This is a genomic window from Pseudomonas sp. AFG_SD02_1510_Pfu_092 (assembly GCF_003331055.1).
Classification (GTDB): domain Bacteria; phylum Pseudomonadota; class Gammaproteobacteria; order Pseudomonadales; family Pseudomonadaceae; genus Aquipseudomonas.
On sequence record NZ_PUQD01000082.1, the window covers coordinates 1 to 17431 of the forward strand.

The following is a 17431-nucleotide window of genomic DNA, read 5'->3' on the forward strand; positions in this document are numbered from 1 at the left end:
CGCTTTTTTTTCTCCCCCCGGCCCGCCGTCTTGTGGGGGCCCCCCCCCCCCCCCGTCCTCTCGTTTCTGTGGGGGGTGGGGGGCCGCCCCCGCTATGTGGCCGGTTCAGGCTTACAAATCAGCCGCGGGCTTTGGCAATGATCTCGATGTACTCCGCCGCATTGCGCTGATCGGCAATCAGCTCGACAAAGGTCTTGCCCTGCTCGTCCTTGCCATCCAGGTCCAGGCCTGCTTCGACGAAGAAACCGACAAATCGCTCGAAGTCGTCGACGCGCAGGCCGCGGTAGGCCTTGACCAGCTTGTGCAGCGAAGGCGAAGTCACGCCATCGGCCGGCTCGAACTGAAGGAACGACTTGATGTAGTCGTCGCTGATTTCGTCACCGATTACCTGTTTCTTGTCTTTACGCATTGCCGACTCCAACTGGACCATCACGGAATTTCGAAGGCCGGCAGTGTACCCCCCGCAGGCGGCGCGCCTCAACGCGTACGTACGGTGCCGGTATGCAGGTCGGCCCAGATATGGCCGTTGCCGTAGGTAAGAAACTGCACATACAGCGTTTCGTTGCGCAGCAGATCCATGATCACCCGGTAGTCACTGAGGGGGTAGTTCAGGCTCAAGGTGCGGGTCTTGTCGTCATACACGGGCTTCTTCAGGCTCTTGGCCGCCTCGCCGTCGAAGGTCAGCAGCACCTGGGCGATGGTGGCGCCCTTGCTCAGCGGCTTGCCCTTGAGGCGCACCTGCAATGACGAAGTGATCGGGATCGGCTGCTGATCGGACTGGCGCTGCGCACCGACCACCACCGAGTAATCGGTCACTTGCAGCAGTTGCTGGCCGGTCGGCGCTTCCTGGCGCAGGGACTGGTCGTCAGGCGGCAGGAACTGGCTGTGCAACGGTGCGGCGGCGAGTGGCAGGCTGACGGCCAGCAGCAGGGGAAGAAACGCACGCATGTGAGGCTCCTTGAATGAAGGGGCACTCTAGCACGGTGTGTCTGGGCTGTACCGGCCTCATCGCCGGCAAGCCAGCTCCCACAGGTTCGGCGCTATCATTGTGGGGGCTGGCTTGCCGGCGATGAGGCCGGTACGGGCAACATCAATCGAACTGCGCGCGCATCCAGGCCTGGTACTCGGCCACGCCAGCTTCGCCTTCACGCGGCGCCCAGTGCGCATGCTCACCCTCGCCCACCGGCCGGTACGGCCCGGCCTTGCATTCGAACAGAATGCTGTCTGGCTCCAGCACCACCAGCCCATGGTAGGCACCAGGTGGCAGATCCACCCCCAGGCAATCGCCGCCTGCCTGCATGACGCGCTTGTCGGTCACCGCCCCCTGCTCATCGAAAATCAGCAGGCCCAAGCGCCCCTTGAGCACGATCAGCGCCTCGGCCTTGTCGGCGCTCAGGTGGCGGTGCGGCGGAATATAGGTGTTCGGCTGCAGGCCGACCGCCATGCGGTGGCAGGCCTCTTCCATCTCATGGAAGTTATGGTGCTGGCGGCCGCGCGGGTTGCCGGCCGCTTTTTTGGCCAGCCCGGCGAACAACGATTGGTCGATGAACGCAGGCTGGCGCATGTCACAGCCCCTTGACGGCGAAGATACCGTTGGCGTTGCGCCAGTAGCCTTTGTAATCCATGCCGTAGCCGAAGATGTAGCGGTCGACGCAGGGCAGGCCCACGTAGTTGGCCTTGAGGTCCGGGCTGGCCTTGCGGTCATGGTCCTTGTCGATCAGCACCGCAGTGTGTACCGCGCGCGCGCCGGCATGCTTGCAGAACTCGATGATGGCGCTGAGGGTGTGGCCTTCGTCGAGGATGTCGTCGACGATCAGCACGTCACGGTCGATGAACGACACTTCCGGCTTGGCCTTCCAGAACAACTCGCCGCCGCTGGTCTGGTTGCGGTAGCGGGTGGCGTGCAGGTAGCTGGCTTCCAGCGGGAACTGCAGATGGGTCAGCAGTTTGCCGGCGAAGATCAGGCCGCCGTTCATCACGCAGAACACCACCGGGTTCTTGTCGTGCAGGTCCTTGCAGATCTGCTCGCCGACTTGGGCGATGGCCGCTTCGACTTCGGCTTCGGTGTACAGGCAGTCAGCTTCACGCATGACTTGACGGATATGCTCGAGATCGGCGGACATGGCGCTCTCCGGGGACATTTTGGAAAAGCGGGCAAAGGTACGCATCCGCTCGTCACAGATCAAGCATTTATGGACTAACGTCCAAAATGACCAGACGACAGCACAGGCTGAATAGATTAATCTAGCGCGGTTTTTTTGCCCGCCTTTCGGAGCCCCCTATGCCCACTCGTGAGATCCGCCATCCGCTGATCCGCCACAAGCTCGGCCTGATGCGCCGTGCCGATATCAGCACCAAGAATTTTCGCGAACTCGCCCAGGAAGTCGGCGCGCTCCTGACCTACGAAGCCACCCAGGATCTGCCGCTGGAAACCTACGAGATCGACGGCTGGTGTGGCAAGGTGCAAGTTGAAAAGATCGCCGGCAAGAAGATTACCGTGGTGCCGATCCTGCGCGCCGGCATCGGCATGCTCGACGGCGTGCTCAGCCTGATCCCGGGCGCCAAGGTCAGCGCCGTCGGCGTTGCCCGCAACGAGGAAACCCTCGAAGCGCACACCTACCTGGAAAAGCTCGCGCCAGACATCAACCAGCGCCTGGCCCTGATCATCGACCCGATGCTGGCCACCGGCGGTTCGATGGTCGCCACCATCGACCTGCTGAAGAAGGCCGGCTGCAAGGAAATCCGCGCCATGGTCCTGGTCGCCGCACCAGAAGGCATCGAAGTGGTGGAAAAAGCCCACCCGGATGTGCAGATCTACACCGCTTCGATCGACCAGCGCCTGAACGAGCACGGCTACATCGTGCCGGGCCTGGGCGATGCCGGTGACAAGATCTTCGGCACCAAGCAAAAGGACGCCTGACCATGCAGGACGGCTACAACGACCCGCTCTGGCGCCAGGTCGTTTCGGGCGCGCAGATGCTCTTCGTGGCCTTCGGCGCGCTGGTGCTGATGCCACTGATCACCGGCCTCGACCCGAACGTCGCGCTGTTCACTGCCGGCATCGGCACCTTGCTGTTCCAGCTGGTCACCGGCCGTCAGGTACCGGTGTTCCTGGCTTCGAGCTTTGCCTTCATCACCCCGATCATCCTCGCCAAGGGCCAGTTCGGCCTGGCCGAGACCATGGGCGGCGTGATGGCCGCAGGCTTCGTGTACACCTTCATGGGCCTGATGGTGAAAATCAAAGGCACCGGTTTCATCGACCGCATGCTGCCACCCGTGGTGATCGGCCCGGTGATCATCTCCATCGGCCTCGCCATGGCTCCGATCGCCGCCAACATGGCCATGGGCAAGGCCGGTGACGGCAGCGTGCTGCTGCCGTACCAGACCGCCATGATGATCTCGATGCCGGCGCTGCTGACCACGCTGATCGTCGCCGTGTTCGGCAAGGGTATCTTCCGCCTGGTGCCCATCATTGCCGGCGTGCTGGTGGGCTTTGCCCTGTCGTTCGCCTTCGGCGTGGTCGACACGGCAAAGATTGCCGCCGCACCGTGGCTGGAGCTGCCCAACTTCACCGCGCCAGCGTTCAACTGGCAGGCCATCCTGTTCATCGTCCCGGTTGCCCTGGCGCCGGCGATCGAGCACATCGGCGGGGTGATCGCCGTCGGCAGCGTAACCGGCCGTGACTACCTGAAAACCCCCGGCCTGCATCGCACCCTGCTCGGTGACGGCCTGGCCACCACCGCAGCCGGCCTGTTCGGCGGCCCACCCAACACCACCTACGCCGAAGTGACCGGCGCGGTGATGCTGACCAAGAACTACAACCCGAAGATCATGACCTGGGCGGCGGTGTTCGCCATCACCCTGGCCTTCATCGGCAAGTTCGGTGCGCTGCTGCAGAGCATTCCGGTCCCGGTGATGGGCGGTATTCTGTGCCTGCTGTTCGGCTCGATCGCGGCGGTGGGCATGAACACCATGATCCGCCACAAGATCGACCTGGCCGAAGCACGCAACCTGGTGATCGTGTCGGTCACCCTGGTGTTCGGTATCGGCGGTGTATTGATCGGCAGCGGTGACGGCCCGGACGACTGGGGCCTGAAGGGCATCGCCCTGTGCGCCATCGTGGCTATCGCCCTGAACCTGATCCTGCCGGGTAATGATGGCTGGAAGCAAAAGAAGCTGGATGATCAGCTTTGACCTGATCTGGCCCCTTCGCGGGTGAACCCGCTCCCACAGGTACCCCGCTGCCCGCAGACATTGTACAAAATCTGTGGGAGCGGGTTTACCCGCGAAGAGGCCGGCAAAGGCAACCTGACAATCAGGCCTTTTCGCACATGTCAGCCAACACCCTCACCCACTCCGGGTGTTCATTCAGGCACGGCACCAGCACCAGCTCCTGCCCACCGGCCTCGACGAACTGCTCGCTGCCACGCATGCCGATCTCTTCCAGCGTCTCGATGCAATCGGCAACGAACGCGGGGCACATCACCAGCAAGCGCTTCACCCCAGCCTTCGCCAGCTCATCCAGCCGGGTTTCGGTATAGGGTTCTATCCACTTGTCGCGCCCGAGCCGCGACTGGAACGACACCGACCACTTGCCGTCCGGTATACCCAACTGCTGCGCAAAAGCCTTGGCCGTGGCCAGACACTGCCCGCGGTAACACACCGCACGCACCTCGGCACTGGCGCCGTCGCAACAATCCGCCGCGCGCAGGTCATGCTTGCCGGTCGGGTAGAGTTTCTTCAGGTGCCGCTCCGGCAAGCCATGGAAGCTCAGCAACAGGTGGTCGTAATCCTGCTCCAGATAAGGCCTGGCGCTGGCCGCCAGGGCCTCGATGTAATCCGGGTGTTCGTAGAACGGCTGCAGCACGCGCATCTGCAACGGCAGCTGGCGTTCGCTGATCGTCTGCCTGGCCAGCTCCACCACCGTGGTCACCGTGCTGTCGGCGAACTGTGGGTACAGCGGCGCCAAGGTCACCTTGCGCACACCCTGGGCCGCCAGGCGCTCGAGCACTTCGGGCAAGGCCGGCTGGCCGTAGCGCATGGCAATTTCTACCGGGCCATGGGGCCAGTGTTCGATCATGGCAGCCTGCAGGCGGCGGGTCAGCACCACCAGCGGCGAGCCTTCTTCCCACCAGATCGAGGCATAGGCATGCGCCGACTGCTCCGGTCGCTTGATCAGGATCAGCGACACCAGCAGCCGCCGCAGCGGCCACGGCAGGTCGACCACATAGGGGTCCATCAGAAACTGGTTGAGGTAGCGGCGCACATCGGCCACCGAGGTGGAAGCCGGGGAACCCAGGTTGACCAGCAGCAGGGCGTGATCGGTCATGCAGCGTCCTATGTCAGAGGCGGCTGGACAGGTTGTCCAGGGCCGATTGCAAATCGTTGAAGCGGAACCTGAAGCCTGCCGCCAGCAAGCGTACCGGCCGGGCGCGCTGGCCACCGAGCAGCAGGGTCGACAGCTCACCCAGGGTGGCCTTGAGCAGCAGCGCCGGCACCGGCAGCAGCGTTGGCCGGTGCAGGGCACGGCCCAGGCGCCTGGTGAACTCGCTGTTGCGCACCGGCTCCGGGGCGCAGGCATTATAGGGACCGCTGGCATCCTTGTGCTGCAAGAGAAAATCAATCAGGGCGATCTGGTCGTCTATATGGACCCACGGCATCCACTGCCGACCATCCCCCAGACGCCCGCCCAGCCCCAGTTTGAAGGGCGTGCGCAGGCGCGACAAAAAGCCGCCATCACTGGCCAGCACCAACCCGGTACGCACCAGCACCACGCGGATGCCCTGGGCCTGCGAGCGCAGGGCGGTTTCTTCCCAGGCAATGCACAGCTGGCTGGCGAAATCCTCGCGCACCGGCGGTGAGGCCTCGGTCAGCTCGCGCTCGCCACCGTCGCCGTACCAGCCCACGGCGGAACCGGAAATCAGCACTTGCGGGCGCTGCTCACGGCTGCCCAGCCAGGCCAGCAACTGCTCGGTCAGGGTAATGCGGCTGGCCCACAGCAGGTTGCGCCGAGCGGCCGTCCAGGGCCGGTCGGCAATCGGCGCGCCGGCCAGGTTGATCACCGCATCCAGCTGGTCATCCGCATCCAGCTGTTCCAGCCGGGCAATGCCACGCACACCGGCGCCACAGATTTTCGCCACCTGCTCTGGGCGCCGGCTCCATACCGTCAGGCGATGGCCCTGGCCGAGCCAGTACTGGCACAGGTGCCTGCCGATCAAACCGGTGCCGCCTGTCAGCAATATATGCATGGCTGTGTCCTCGCAGAATGCGGCGGTGGTCTATTTTTAACAACAAGGCACTTTTTTGACCCGACGCTCTCGGATAAACATAGGCCAACCTGCCCGCCAACGGGAATAACCTTATACAGATTTTGTGCATTGTACAGGTTTGCCTGACAGCGTAGTCTACTTCCAGCAAGGTTTGAAGAGGCCATCATGACAGTACCTATCGCCATCATCGGGGCCGGCATCGCCGGCCTGTCAGCCGCCCAGGCCTTGCAAAAGGCCGGGCAATCCGTGCATCTGTTCGACAAGGGCCACGGCAGTGGCGGGCGCATGGCCAGCAAGCGCAGCGAAGCGGGGGCGCTGGACCTCGGTGCCCAGTACTTCACCGCGCGTGACCGGCGCTTCGTCGAGCAGGTGCAACAGTGGGTGGCTGCCGGTTGGGCCGAGCAATGGAAGCCGCAGCTGTACAACTACCGCGATGGCGAACTCAGCCCCTCCCCCGACGAGCAGACGCGCTGGGTGGGTGTGCCGCGTATGAGCGCCATCACCCGCGGCCTGCTCAAGGATGTCACGGTCAACTTCGGCTGCCGCATCGCCGAGGTATTCCGTGGCAAGCAGTATTGGCACCTGCAGGATACCGAAGGCTGCAGCCACGGCCCCTACAGCCGCGTGGTGATCGCCGTGCCGGCCCCGCAGGCCACGCCGCTGCTGGCTTCTACACCAAAGCTCGCCGCCGTGGCCGCCGGTGTGCAGATGGAACCCACCTGGGCCGTCGCCCTGGCCTTCCAGGCCCCGCTGGATACGCCCATGCAAGGCTGCTTCGTACAGGACAACCCGCTCGACTGGCTGGCGCGCAACCGCAGCAAGCCCGGGCGCGACGAACAGCTCGACACCTGGGTCCTGCACGCCACCTCGAACTGGAGCCGGCAACACATCGACCTGCCCAAGGAAGAGGTGATCGAACAGCTGTGGGGCGAATTCGCCGAACTGGTCGGCTGCGTGGTGCCAGCGCCGTCCTTTGCCCTGGCGCATCGCTGGCTGTACGCACGCCCCAGCGGCAACCATGAATGGGGCGCGCTGGCCGATGCCGACCAAGGCTTGTACGCCTGCGGCGACTGGTGCCTGTCGGGGCGGGTCGAGGGTGCCTGGCTCAGCGGCCAAGAAGCGGCACGACGGCTGCTCGAACACCTGGAATGAGGGTTATACAAAAAAACTGGTTTGCATAACTTCCAGGCTGTGCTGGAATAAACCTGTACAACTTTTGACGTGCGTACAAGTTTATGGAGGCAGCCATGCACGACCCATCCGCCCACAGCAAGCCGCGCATCGCCATCAGCGCCTGCCTGACCGGGCACAGCGTGCGCTACAACGGCGGCCACAAAGCCTCCGACCTGTGCCGTACGCAGCTGGAGGAACACTTCGACTGGTTGCCGGTGTGCCCGGAAGTGGCCATCGGCCTGGGCGTCCCGCGCGACCCGATCCGCCTGGTCGGCAACCCCGAGCAACCGGAAGTGGTCGGCACGCGCAACCCGGGTATGGACCTGACCGGCCCTCTGCGCAACTACGGCGAGCAGATGGCCGGCGAGCTGGATGGCATCTGCGGCTACATCTTCATGCAGAAGTCGCCGTCCTGCGGCCTGGAGCGGGTCAAGGTCTACCAGAGCAATGGCCACCCCGCCATCAACGGTGGGCGTGGTGCCTATGCCCAAGCATTCTGCGCACGCCGCCCGGACCTGCCGGTGGAAGAAGAAGGCCGCCTGCACGACCCGGTGCTGCGCGAGAATTTCATCAGCCGCGTGTACGCCTACGCAGACTGGCAACGCCTGCTGGCCGAGGGCCTGAGCCGCGGTGCCCTGGTGCGTTTCCACGCGCGTTACAAATACCTGCTGATGGCCAACAACCCGCAGGCTTACCGCACCCTGGGGCGCCTGCTTGGCAGCATGAAGCGCGATGACGACCCGCAGAGTATCGGCCCGCGCTACTTCAGCCAGCTGATGCAGGCTCTGCGCCGCTGCGCCAGCCGTGGCACCCATGGCAACGTGTTGCAGCACCTGAGTGGCTACTTCAAAGAAGCCCTGACCCAACAGGACAAAGCCGAACTGCAGGCCATCATCAGCCAGTATCGCCAGGGTGTGGTGCCGCTGGTGGTGCCGCTGACCCTGCTCAAGCACCATCTGCGCAAGCACCCCGACCCGTATCTGCAGCAGCAGGCCTACCTGCAGCCACACCCGGAAAGCCTGGGGCTGCGCAATGCTGTCTGAGATCCTGCTGCCGATTGGCGAACTGGCCCGCCGCACCGGCGTCAACCCGGTCACCTTGCGCGCCTGGGAGCGGCGCTACGGCTTGCTCAAGCCACAGCGTACGGCGAAGGGGCATCGCCTGTACCCACTGGACCAGGTCGAGCGTGTCGAGGCGATCCTCGCCTGGCTGCAACGTGGCGCCTCGGTCGGCCAGGTCCGCGAGCTACTGGACAAACCTGCCACTACGCCGCCCAGAGGCGACTGGCAGACCCGGCAGTTCCAGCTGGTCGATGCCATCGCCAACCTGTCGCAGCGCGCCCTCGACCAGCAGCTCAACCAGGCCATGGCGCTGTACCCGGCCGTTACCCTGTGCGAGCAATTACTGTTGCCGCTGCTGGACATCCTCGAACTGCGCTGGCGCAACTACTTCAATGCCCGGCTGGAACAGGCGTTTTTCCATACCTGGCTGCGGAGCAAGCTCGGCGCCCGGGTCTATCACGACAACCAGTTGCTGCAAGGCCCGCCGGTGTTGCTGGCCGATGACCACGAGCGCGGTTTCAACCCGGACCTATGGCTATGCGCCTGGCTGTTGACCAACAACGGCATCGCGGTCGAAGTGCTGGAACATTCCATCGCCGGCGCCCAGGTCAGCCATGCGGCCATTGCCTTCAAGGCGCGGGCGGTGGTCCTGCACCTGGGCCCGCGCATCGATGCCAGGACCCTGCAGCGCACCTTGGGCAATGTGTCGCTGCCCGTCCTGCTGGGCGGATCGACACTGGCGATGCACGAAGCCCAGCTGCGCAACCTCGACCATCCCGACCTCTCGTTCTTCGATACCCCGCAGGCGGTCTTGCGGTTGCTTCAGGGCAACGACCGGCCAGCTGCGGCAATGGACCCATCATGCAATTGACCTGGCTGCGCAGCGACCTGCGCATCGATGACAACACCGCCCTCAGCGCCGCCAGCGAGCGCGGCCCGACCCTGGCCCTGTGGCTGCTCAGCCCCGGGCAGTGGCAGGCCCATGACGACGCCGCCTGCAAGGTCGACTTCTGGCTGCGCAACCTGCGCGAGCTGGGCCAGGCACTGCAGCGGCTGAACATCCCGCTGCTGATCCGCACCATCGACACCTGGGACCAGGCACCACAGGCCGTGCTCGATGTGTGCCGCCAGCACCAGGTGCAAAGCGTGCACTGGAACGAGGAGTACGGCATCAACGAGCAACGCCGCGACGACGCCACGCGCGCGCTGCTGGAAAAGTCCGCCATCCAGGCCCACAGCCACCTCGACCAGCTGCTGTTCCGCCCCGGCACCATCCTCACCCGCAGCGGCGACTACTTCCAGGTGTTCAGCCAGTTCAAGAAAAGCTGCCTGGAGCACCTGCACCGCGCCCTCCCTGCCCAGGCGCAGCGGGTGAAGGCCCAGGCACCGCTAGCGGTCAGCAGCGACCCGATCCCCGAGCAGGTGCACGGTTTCGAAAAACCCGCAGCCGCCTTGCGCGGTTACTGGCCGGCCGGTGAAGCCGAAGCGCAAGCACGGCTAGCGCGCTTTGTCGACGAAGCCATCGACGACTACCAACAGTTGCGCGACCTGCCCGCCAAGCCCGGCACCAGCCAGCTCTCCGCCTACCTGGCCGCTGGCGTGATCTCGCCGCGCCAGTGCCTGCATGGCGCCCTGGCCTGCAACCGCGGCGAATTCGACAGCGGCAGCCGTGGCGTGCAGACCTGGATCAACGAGCTGCTCTGGCGCGAATTCTACAAACACATCCTTACCGGTTACCCGCAGGTCTCGCGCCACCGCGCCTTCCGCGCCCAGACCGAAGCGCTGCCCTGGCGCGACGCCCCGGCCGACCTTGCAGCCTGGGAGCAGGGCCGTACCGGTTTCCCGATCATCGACGCCGCCATGCGCCAGCTGCTGCACACCGGCTGGATGCACAACCGCCTGCGCATGGTGGTGGCGATGTTTCTCAGCAAGAACCTGATGATCGACTGGCGCAAGGGCGAGCGGCATTTCATGCGCCACCTGATCGACGGCGATCTGGCCGCCAACAACGGCGGCTGGCAGTGGAGCGCGTCCACCGGCACCGATGCCGTGCCCTATTTCCGCATCTTCAACCCGGTCTCGCAGTCGCAGCGTTTCGATCCGCAGGGGCACTTCATTCGGCATTGGCTGCCGGAACTGCAAGGGCTGGATGAAAAAGCCGTTCATCTTCCCGTGAATTCGGCCGATCTTTTTGCTAGACATTCCTATTACAGTCCAATCGTCGATCTCGGCAGCAGTCGCCAGCGTGCACTGGAGGCATTCAAAAACCTCCCGCGCCGGCAGAATCAGAGCGCACTATCGTGAAAACTACACGCAGAATCTGGGTAACGGGTGCGAGCAACGGACTAGGCCTGGCACTGGTGGAAGGCTTGTTGGGGCAAGGACATGAAGTCGCCGCCAGTGGCAGGGACAGCGAGGCGCTGGATGCCCTGGCAGCACGCTTTGGCAGCCAGTTGCTGCGCTTGCCCTGGCAGCTGCATGAAGAACAGCAGGCGGCCCTGGCCAGCCAGCAGATCTGCCATGCCTGGTGCTCGCTGGATGGCCTGATCCTCAACGCCGCAACCAGCGATTACCTGGCGGACGACGTAGCGGACAGCGAGCTGTTCGAGGCGATCGTCACCAGCAACCAGCTGGCCGGCGAGAACTGCCTGGCCAATGCCCTGCCGCTGCTGGCGCAAGGTAAGGCGGCGCAGGTGATGGGGCTGTTCAACCGTTATTCGGCGTTGCAGCTGTACGCGCCGACCCAGGCAGCTGCAAGCTGGAACAACATGCCGCAATGGCTGCGTGAGCAGCGCCAGGCGCTAAAGGCGCAGGGGGTTGAGCTGACCGTGGTGGGGCCGCAATCGTTGAAGGCACCGGTGACACCGGCGCAGGCAACACCGGAGGCGTGGACGCCCCAGAGCGCGGCAGAAGAGCTGCTGCGGCGGTGGCCACAGAGGGAACCTGAGCTGGTGCTGGAGGCTTGGGATCTCAGTAGCCTGTGGCCATTGATGCGATAGGGCCTGGTATCGGCACCGCCTTCTTCGCGGGTGAACCCGCTCCCACAGAGCTCCCTGCACCTTGAACCCGGTGTGTACCTGTGGGAGCGGGTTCACCCGCGAAGAGGCCGGCCCAGAAGCGCTCAGAGTGCCATGCGGTAATGCAGGCTGTAGCTTTCCACACCGTCGTTGGGTTGCTTGATACCGGCGTTGGAGTAATGAATCGCCCGCACGCCAATTTCATGCCCACCGGCAAAGCGCAAACCAAAGCCGATGCGGTCTTCGAACTGGAATGACGAGCCCAGCTGGTTGTCTTCCAGCTCGGTGCTGGAGAACGCCGCGACGCCGATCCCCGCCTCGATGTAAGGCTTCACCGACTCCCCGGCAAACTCATAGACAAATACCGGCGCGAACGACAGGCTGTGGTTGCTGGCCGTCTCGTCACCATCCCAGTAGGTATAAGCCCCATCCCAGTAACCGGTCAGGCGACCCACGCTGGTCTGCCACCAGCTCGCATCCCAGTTCGATTGCAGCCCCAGCCGGTAGACCATGGTCGAGTCGCCGGTCTGCCCCACCGAAAACGAAACGTCAGCAGCTTGCGCCGACAGCGCTTGCCCCAGGGTAAAGGCAGCAACCGCCGCCAAGCCGAGCAGCTTCTTCATGAGCAACATCCTTCTTTGCTGTTATTAGTGTCCGCCTTAGGTCAGGCAAAGCGGTAGAAAGCGGCATTGGTACGATAGTTCAGGTGCTTTTCACATTTTTTTCACAGCGGAAAGCTTTGCACACTGTCGGACTTATGCCACAGCAACGGTAGGATTTTTCTTAAAGACTGCGGATCAGCACTGGTCCAGAAGCGGGTATCGGCTGCCGGCCCGTCGGCCAGCAGGTCATGCGCCCCCAGCAGCCGTTGCAGCTGACGCGCCACTGCGGCGCCGGTGTCGATGATGGCCACATCGGCGGGCACCATCTCGGCCAGCAACGGGCGCAAGAAGGGGTAATGGGTGCAGCCGAGGATCAGCGTGTCGCAGCCCGCCGCCAGCAGCGGCTGCACGTAGCCCGACAGCAACTGGCGCAGCGCCGGGCTGACCAGGTCGCCCGTCTCGATGCGCTCGACCAGGCCCGGGCAAGGCTGGGTGATGACCTGTACGTCGCTGGCGAAGCGGTCGAGCAAGGCGGCGAACTTGGCGCTTTGCAGGGTACCGGTTGTGGCCAGCACGCCGACCACGCCCGAGCGCGTGGCTGCGGCGGCGGGCTTCACCGCTGGCTCCATGCCCACCAGCGGCCACAGCGAATACAACTCGCGCAGGTCGGCAACTGCCGCCACGGTGGCGGTGTTACACGCCAGCACCATGGCCTTGGCGCCTTGTTCATGGAAGAACCCGGCAATGCGCCGCAGGCGTTCGCGGATGTAATCGGGTGATTTCTCGCCATAGGGCACGTGGCCACAATCGGCCACATATAGCAGCGTCTCGTTCGGCAGCAGGCGCTTGATCTCGGCCAGCACCGACAAGCCGCCGACCCCTGAGTCCATCACGCCGATCGGCGCCGAGCGCTCAGCCATCGCGCTTGCCGCAAACTGCACAGGCGGGGTCGCGCTTGACCCGCAACTCGCGCATGCGGGTGCCAAGGGCATCGATCAACAGCAGCCGACCGACCAGAGGCTCGCCGAACCCGGCCAGCAATTTCATGGCCTCCAGCGCCTGCAAACTGCCCACCAGGCCCACCAGCGGGCCGATCACGCCGGCTTCGCTGCATGTCAGTTCGGCTTCGCTGCCATGGCCGTACAGGCAATGGTAACAAGGGCTGTAGTCGCGCCGTGGGTCGAACACCGACAGCTGCCCTTCGAGGCGGATTGCCGCACCGCTGACCAGCGGCTTGGCGGCTGCGACACAGGCGGCATTGACCGCCTCGCGGGTGCCAAAGTTGTCGGAGCAGTCCAGCACCAGGTCGACCGCTGCCACCGCAGCGGCCAGCGAATCTTCGTCCAGTGCCTGGCGATGGGCGACCAGGCTGATTTCCGGGTTGATCGCCTGCAAGCGCTGCAAGGCCGAATCGACCTTGCTCATGCCGACGCTGGCGCTGTCGTGAATGACCTGACGTTGCAGGTTGGTCAGGTCGACGGTGTCGAAGTCGGCCAGGTGCAGCTCGCCCACCCCGGCAGCGGCCAGGTACAGGGCGACCGGCGAGCCAAGGCCACCGAGCCCGACGATCAGCGCCTTGCTCTGCTTGAGCCGCAGCTGGCCGTCGATGTCGATCTGGGCCAGCAAAACCTGCCGGCTGTAACGCAGCAGTTCCTGATCACTCAGCATGGCAGGCGCCCCAGGGTAATGCGTTGATGGCCGCCCAGGTCGGTACGGCTGGCGACCTCGATGAAACCGTGTTCAGCCAGCAGGGCGCGGACCGCCGCTGCCTGGTCGTAACCATGCTCCAGCAGCAACCAGCCACCGGGCAACAGGTGCGTGGGGGCCTGGGCACTGATGATGCGCAAGTCGTCCAGGCCATCGGCACCGGCCACCAGCGCGCTGCTGGGCTCGAAACGGACATCACCGGCCACCAGATGCGGGTCTGCCGCGGCGATGTAGGGCGGGTTGCTGACAATCAGGTCGAAACGCTCGCCGGCCAGGCTGTCGAACCAGTGGCCAAGCTGCACCCGGGCGTTGCTCAGCCCCAGGCGCTGGCGGTTGCGCTCGGCCAGGGCAACGGCCTCCGCCACCCGGTCCACCGCAGTCACCTGCCAGGCCGGGCGTTCGCTGGCCAGGGCCAGGGCAATCGCGCCGGTGCCAGTGCCCAGGTCCAGCACCTTGGCCGGCGTGGCAGGCTGCAGTTCGAGCGCGGCCTCGACCAGCAACTCGGTGTCCGGCCGCGGGATCAGGGTATGCGGCGCCACTTCCAGGTCGATCTTCCAGAACCCCTGTTGCCCGAGGATATAGGCGACCGGCTCGCCGTCACGACGGCGTTGCAGGTAGCCGGCGAAGGTTTCGGCGTCTTCGCTGCTGACGATCCGCTCGGGCCAGGTGTGCAGGTAGCTGCGCGACTTGCCGATGGCCGCAGCCAACAGCAGCTCGGCATCCAGCCGTTCGGTGGGCGATTCGGGCAACTGCGCGTTACGCAGCAGGCTGGCGATGATGGTCATCAGTCCCCCAGGGCGGCCAGTTGATCGGCCTGGTATTCGGCCAGCAGCGATTCGATCACTGCCTCCACACCGCCAGCGAGAATGTCGTCCAGCGAGTACAGGGTCAGGTTGATGCGGTGGTCGGTCACCCGGCCCTGCGGGTAGTTGTAGGTGCGAATGCGCTCGGAACGGTCGCCCGAGCCGACCAGCAGCTTGCGCTCGCTGGCAATGGCGTTTTGTGCGGCGCTGGTCTGCATGTCGTTGAGCTTGGCCGACAGCCAGGACATGGCGCGGGCCCGGTTCTTGTGCTGCGAGCGCTCTTCCTGGCACTCCACGACGATGCCGGTGGGCAAGTGGGTGATACGGATCGCCGAGTCGGTCTTGTTGACGTGCTGGCCGCCGGCACCGGAGGCACGGTAGGTGTCCACGCGCAGGTCGGCCGGGTTGATCTCGATGGCCGCCTGTTCGTCCGGCTCGGGCAGTACCGCCACGGTGCACGCGGAGGTGTGGATACGGCCCTGGGATTCGGTCTCGGGCACGCGCTGCACACGGTGCGCGCCGGACTCGAATTTGAGCTTGCCGTACACGCTGTCACCCTCGACGCGGGCGATGATTTCCTTGTAGCCGCCGTGCTCGCCTTCGTTCTCGGAGAGGATTTCCAGGCGCCAGCCGCGTTTTTCCGCGTAGCGCGAGTACATGCGGAACAGGTCGCCGGAGAAGATCGCCGCCTCGTCGCCACCGGTGCCGGCGCGGATTTCGAGGAACACGTTGCGGCCGTCGTTGGGGTCTTTGGGCAGCAGCATGCGTTGCAACTGTGCCTCGAGCGTCACCAGTAGTTCCTTGGCTTCACGCACTTCTTCCACAGCCATTTCGCGCAGGTCCGGGTCGCTGTCCTTGAGCAGCGCCTGGGCGCCTTCGAGGTCGTCCTGGACTTTGCGCCACTCTTTATAAGCAGCGTAGACCGGCTCGACTTCGGCGTATTCGCGGGAATAGGCGCGAAAGCGCGTCTGGTCGGAAATGACCTCGGCGTCACCGAGCAGTGCGGTGAGTTCTTCGAAGCGGTCCTGGAGAATTTCCAGTTTGTTCAGCAGCGACGCTTTCATTGCGGGGATTTGTCCGTCGAGCCCTCGTTGAGGGCAAAGAGTTCCTGGGCCATGGCCAGCGCATCGAGGCGGCCCTCGGCCGAGAGCCTTTTCAGTTGCACGCTGGGCGCATGCAGGAGTTTGTTGGTCAGCCCCCGGGCCAGTTGGGCCAGTACGTCTTCGGGGTTGCCGCCGTTGGCCAGCAGGCGCTGGGCCTTTTGCAGTTCTTCGTCACGCAGGCGTTCGCTTTGCTGGCGATAGGCCTTGAGCACGTCCACCGCTGCCAGCTCGCGCAGGCGCAGCATGAAGTCTTCGGCCCCGACCGACACCAGTTCTTCGGCGGCCTGGGCTGCGCCCTGACGGCTCTTGAGGTTTTCCGCCACCACGTCGTGCAGGTCATCGACAGTGTACAGGTAGACGTCGTCCAGTTCGCCGACTTCGGTTTCGATGTCGCGGGGCACGGCGATATCGACCATGAAGATCGGCTTGTGCCGGCGCTGTTTCAGCGCACTCTCGACGGCGCCCTTGCCAAGGATCGGCAGTTGGCTGGCGGTGGAGCTGATGACGATGTCGCTGTTGGCCAGTTCCTGGGGGATGTCGGCCAGCAGCACGGCATGGGCGCCGAACTGTTCGGCGAGGATGCTGGCCCGCTCCAGGGTACGGTTGGCCACGACGATACGGCGCACGCCTTGCTCATGCAGGTGGCGGGCGACCAGGGTGATGGTTTCGCCGGCGCCGATCAGCAGGGCCTGGCTGCGGCCCAGGTCGCTGAAGATCTGCTTGGCCAGGCTGACTGCAGCGAACGCGACCGATACCGGGTTTTCGCCGATGGCGGTGTCGGTGCGCACCTGCTTGGCGGCGCTGAAGGTGGCCTGGAACAGGCGCCCGAGCAACGGGCCGACGGTACCGGCCTCGCGCGCCACGGCGTAGGCCGACTTCATCTGGCCGAGGATCTGCGGCTCGCCGAGCACCAGCGAGTCGAGGCCCGAGGCTACGCGCATCATGTGCTTCACCGCGTCGTGCTCTTCGTGCACGTAGGCGCAGGCGCGCAGCTCGTCGAGGCTGAGGCGATGATAGTCGGCCAGCCACTGCAGCACGGCATCGGCGGACAGGTGGTCTTGCTCTATATAGAGCTCGCTGCGGTTGCAGGTCGACAGGATCGCCGCTTCGCGGCTGGCTGTCAGCCGACAGAGCTGCTGCAGGGCGTCTACCAGCTGCTCTGGGGTAAACGCCACGCGCTCGCGTACGTCTACCGAGGCAGTCTTATGGTTGATACCAAGTGCAAGAAAGGCCATGCAAGGTCGCTGGTTGTGACGGGAAGCCGATAATTGTCCTCTTTCGCAGGTTTCAGAACAACCACCGTTCGCTATTGCGCTGATAGCGCGGCGGCTGTCGCCGGATCCAGCCCAGCATCAGTGGCAATTTTCAGCTCAACCCCCGCTTTTGATCCGGCTTTTGATCTGGCTCTTGATCTGGCTCTTGATCTGGCTTTTGATCTTGACCTTGATCTTCGCGACTTCAGGAGGCCGAACGCAGGCCTTGCGGAGGGAGGTGACGGGCATGGATGCCCGTCAAGCGCTGAGGCCCCAGGATGGGGCCTTCGGCGCGGTCCTCCCGGGAGCAAGGCCGGAGTGAGGGAACCCCGGAGCGCAGCGCAGGGGCCGGATGATGGGAGCGCATGTACGGGTCACCCACATGGGTTACATAAAAGTTCACTCACATAGGTGACACTTTCAGCGTCACATAGCCATCAATG

Annotated in this window: 20 protein-coding genes; 7 read left to right on the forward strand and 13 right to left on the reverse strand. The window is 64.5% G+C overall.

Going from position 1 to position 17431, the window contains the following annotated elements:
- Window positions 1-118 precede the first annotated feature (118 nt).
- The 4 genes from C6A77_RS23350 to C6A77_RS23365 all read right to left on the reverse strand — a co-directional run bounded on the left by C6A77_RS23350 (window position 119) and on the right by C6A77_RS23365 (window position 2123).
- On the reverse strand, window positions 119-409 hold the full coding sequence (locus C6A77_RS23350) for a PA4642 family protein (protein ID WP_114171738.1): 291 nt from the start codon (window positions 407-409) through the stop codon (window positions 119-121).
- 68 nt (window positions 410-477) lie between these two features.
- The gene (locus C6A77_RS23355; protein WP_114171739.1) at window positions 478-948 is read right to left on the reverse strand and encodes a hypothetical protein; all 471 of its coding nucleotides are present in this window, start codon (window positions 946-948) and stop codon (window positions 478-480) included.
- A gap of 142 nt (window positions 949-1090) precedes the next feature.
- Window positions 1091-1564, reverse strand: coding sequence for a WbuC family cupin fold metalloprotein (locus C6A77_RS23360; protein ID WP_114171740.1), 474 nt, complete (start codon window positions 1562-1564; stop codon window positions 1091-1093).
- Window position 1565: 1 nt separating this feature from the next.
- On the reverse strand, window positions 1566-2123 hold the full coding sequence (locus C6A77_RS23365; protein ID WP_114171741.1) for a hypoxanthine-guanine phosphoribosyltransferase: 558 nt from the start codon (window positions 2121-2123) through the stop codon (window positions 1566-1568).
- Between the two features lie 158 nt (window positions 2124-2281).
- Between C6A77_RS23365 and upp the strand changes: the two genes are divergently transcribed.
- Entirely contained in the window at window positions 2282-2920 is a 639-nt protein-coding gene (upp, locus tag C6A77_RS23370; protein WP_011532223.1) for a uracil phosphoribosyltransferase, read from the forward strand.
- Between the two features lie 2 nt (window positions 2921-2922).
- Window positions 2923-4194: a uracil-xanthine permease family protein gene (locus C6A77_RS23375; RefSeq protein ID WP_114171742.1), complete on the forward strand. Its 1272-nt coding sequence runs from the start codon at window positions 2923-2925 to the stop codon at window positions 4192-4194.
- Between the two features lie 121 nt (window positions 4195-4315).
- On the opposite strand, the gene hemH is transcribed toward C6A77_RS23375, so the two are convergent.
- Window positions 4316-5329, reverse strand: a complete 1014-nt coding sequence (hemH, locus tag C6A77_RS23380; RefSeq protein WP_114171743.1) for a ferrochelatase — start codon at window positions 5327-5329, stop codon at window positions 4316-4318.
- Window positions 5330-5342: 13 nt separating this feature from the next.
- A complete protein-coding gene (locus tag C6A77_RS23385; RefSeq protein WP_114171744.1) occupies window positions 5343-6248 on the reverse strand; it encodes a TIGR01777 family oxidoreductase in 906 nt (301 codons plus the stop codon).
- 186 nt (window positions 6249-6434) lie between these two features.
- Between C6A77_RS23385 and C6A77_RS23390 the strand changes: the two genes are divergently transcribed.
- The 5 genes from C6A77_RS23390 to C6A77_RS23410 all read left to right on the forward strand — a co-directional run bounded on the left by C6A77_RS23390 (window position 6435) and on the right by C6A77_RS23410 (window position 11502).
- Window positions 6435-7421: an NAD(P)/FAD-dependent oxidoreductase gene (locus C6A77_RS23390; protein ID WP_114171745.1), complete on the forward strand. Its 987-nt coding sequence runs from the start codon at window positions 6435-6437 to the stop codon at window positions 7419-7421.
- Window positions 7422-7516: 95 nt separating this feature from the next.
- On the forward strand, window positions 7517-8485 hold the full coding sequence (locus tag C6A77_RS23395; RefSeq protein ID WP_114171746.1) for a DUF523 and DUF1722 domain-containing protein: 969 nt from the start codon (window positions 7517-7519) through the stop codon (window positions 8483-8485).
- A complete protein-coding gene (locus C6A77_RS23400; RefSeq protein WP_114171747.1) occupies window positions 8475-9374 on the forward strand; it encodes a MerR family transcriptional regulator in 900 nt (299 codons plus the stop codon). The genes C6A77_RS23395 and C6A77_RS23400 overlap by 11 nt, the downstream gene beginning before the upstream one ends.
- Window positions 9365-10807 (forward strand): deoxyribodipyrimidine photo-lyase, encoded by a 1443-nt coding sequence (gene phrB / locus C6A77_RS23405; protein WP_114171748.1) that lies wholly within the window; start codon window positions 9365-9367, stop codon window positions 10805-10807. The genes C6A77_RS23400 and phrB overlap by 10 nt, the downstream gene beginning before the upstream one ends.
- Window positions 10804-11502, forward strand: a complete 699-nt coding sequence (locus C6A77_RS23410; protein ID WP_114171749.1) for an SDR family oxidoreductase — start codon at window positions 10804-10806, stop codon at window positions 11500-11502. Before phrB ends, C6A77_RS23410 begins: the two co-directional genes overlap by 4 nt.
- A 122-nt stretch (window positions 11503-11624) precedes the next feature.
- On the opposite strand, the gene C6A77_RS23415 is transcribed toward C6A77_RS23410, so the two are convergent.
- The 7 genes from C6A77_RS23415 to C6A77_RS26130 form a co-directional block, all read right to left on the reverse strand.
- Window positions 11625-12143: an acyloxyacyl hydrolase gene (locus C6A77_RS23415; RefSeq protein WP_114171750.1), complete on the reverse strand. Its 519-nt coding sequence runs from the start codon at window positions 12141-12143 to the stop codon at window positions 11625-11627.
- A gap of 101 nt (window positions 12144-12244) precedes the next feature.
- Window positions 12245-13042, reverse strand: coding sequence for a glutamate racemase (murI, locus tag C6A77_RS23420; protein ID WP_114171751.1), 798 nt, complete (start codon window positions 13040-13042; stop codon window positions 12245-12247).
- Window positions 13035-13790, reverse strand: coding sequence for a molybdopterin-synthase adenylyltransferase MoeB (locus C6A77_RS23425; RefSeq protein WP_114171752.1), 756 nt, complete (start codon window positions 13788-13790; stop codon window positions 13035-13037). Before C6A77_RS23425 ends, murI begins: the two co-directional genes overlap by 8 nt.
- Window positions 13784-14614 (reverse strand): peptide chain release factor N(5)-glutamine methyltransferase, encoded by an 831-nt coding sequence (gene prmC / locus C6A77_RS23430; RefSeq protein WP_114171753.1) that lies wholly within the window; start codon window positions 14612-14614, stop codon window positions 13784-13786. Before prmC ends, C6A77_RS23425 begins: the two co-directional genes overlap by 7 nt.
- Window positions 14614-15696 (reverse strand): peptide chain release factor 1, encoded by a 1083-nt coding sequence (gene prfA / locus C6A77_RS23435; RefSeq protein ID WP_114171754.1) that lies wholly within the window; start codon window positions 15694-15696, stop codon window positions 14614-14616. The genes prmC and prfA overlap by 1 nt, the downstream gene beginning before the upstream one ends.
- Window positions 15693-16970 (reverse strand): glutamyl-tRNA reductase, encoded by a 1278-nt coding sequence (gene hemA / locus C6A77_RS23440; RefSeq protein WP_114171755.1) that lies wholly within the window; start codon window positions 16968-16970, stop codon window positions 15693-15695. The genes prfA and hemA overlap by 4 nt, the downstream gene beginning before the upstream one ends.
- 135 nt (window positions 16971-17105) lie before the next feature.
- Window positions 17106-17237, reverse strand: coding sequence for a hypothetical protein (locus C6A77_RS26130; protein WP_275937130.1), 132 nt, complete (start codon window positions 17235-17237; stop codon window positions 17106-17108).
- Window positions 17238-17431 lie beyond the last annotated feature (194 nt).

Bases quoted from the DNA above. Each gene is read 5' to 3' on its own strand.
- C6A77_RS23395 (WP_114171746.1), top strand. From the start codon at position 7,517: ATGCACGACCCATCCGCCCACAGCAAGCCGCGCATCGCCATCAGCGCC.
- C6A77_RS23375 (WP_114171742.1), top strand. From the start codon at position 2,923: ATGCAGGACGGCTACAACGACCCGCTCTGGCGCCAGGTCGTTTCGGGC.
- prmC (WP_114171753.1), bottom strand. From the start codon at position 14,614: ATGACCATCATCGCCAGCCTGCTGCGTAACGCGCAGTTGCCCGAATCG.
- C6A77_RS23360 (WP_114171740.1), bottom strand. From the start codon at position 1,564: ATGCGCCAGCCTGCGTTCATCGACCAATCGTTGTTCGCCGGGCTGGCC.
- C6A77_RS23385 (WP_114171744.1), bottom strand. From the start codon at position 6,248: ATGCATATATTGCTGACAGGCGGCACCGGTTTGATCGGCAGGCACCTG.
- C6A77_RS26130 (WP_275937130.1), bottom strand. From the start codon at position 17,237: ATGCCCGTCACCTCCCTCCGCAAGGCCTGCGTTCGGCCTCCTGAAGTC.
- murI (WP_114171751.1), bottom strand. From the start codon at position 13,042: ATGGCTGAGCGCTCGGCGCCGATCGGCGTGATGGACTCAGGGGTCGGC.
- C6A77_RS23365 (WP_114171741.1), bottom strand. From the start codon at position 2,123: ATGTCCGCCGATCTCGAGCATATCCGTCAAGTCATGCGTGAAGCTGAC.
- C6A77_RS23425 (WP_114171752.1), bottom strand. From the start codon at position 13,790: ATGCTGAGTGATCAGGAACTGCTGCGTTACAGCCGGCAGGTTTTGCTG.
- C6A77_RS23350 (WP_114171738.1), bottom strand. From the start codon at position 409: ATGCGTAAAGACAAGAAACAGGTAATCGGTGACGAAATCAGCGACGAC.
- C6A77_RS23415 (WP_114171750.1), bottom strand. From the start codon at position 12,143: ATGAAGAAGCTGCTCGGCTTGGCGGCGGTTGCTGCCTTTACCCTGGGG.
- C6A77_RS23390 (WP_114171745.1), top strand. From the start codon at position 6,435: ATGACAGTACCTATCGCCATCATCGGGGCCGGCATCGCCGGCCTGTCA.
- hemA (WP_114171755.1), bottom strand. From the start codon at position 16,970: ATGGCCTTTCTTGCACTTGGTATCAACCATAAGACTGCCTCGGTAGAC.
- C6A77_RS23400 (WP_114171747.1), top strand. From the start codon at position 8,475: ATGCTGTCTGAGATCCTGCTGCCGATTGGCGAACTGGCCCGCCGCACC.
- phrB (WP_114171748.1), top strand. From the start codon at position 9,365: ATGCAATTGACCTGGCTGCGCAGCGACCTGCGCATCGATGACAACACC.
- hemH (WP_114171743.1), bottom strand. From the start codon at position 5,329: ATGACCGATCACGCCCTGCTGCTGGTCAACCTGGGTTCCCCGGCTTCC.
- upp (WP_011532223.1), top strand. From the start codon at position 2,282: ATGCCCACTCGTGAGATCCGCCATCCGCTGATCCGCCACAAGCTCGGC.
- C6A77_RS23355 (WP_114171739.1), bottom strand. From the start codon at position 948: ATGCGTGCGTTTCTTCCCCTGCTGCTGGCCGTCAGCCTGCCACTCGCC.
- prfA (WP_114171754.1), bottom strand. From the start codon at position 15,696: ATGAAAGCGTCGCTGCTGAACAAACTGGAAATTCTCCAGGACCGCTTC.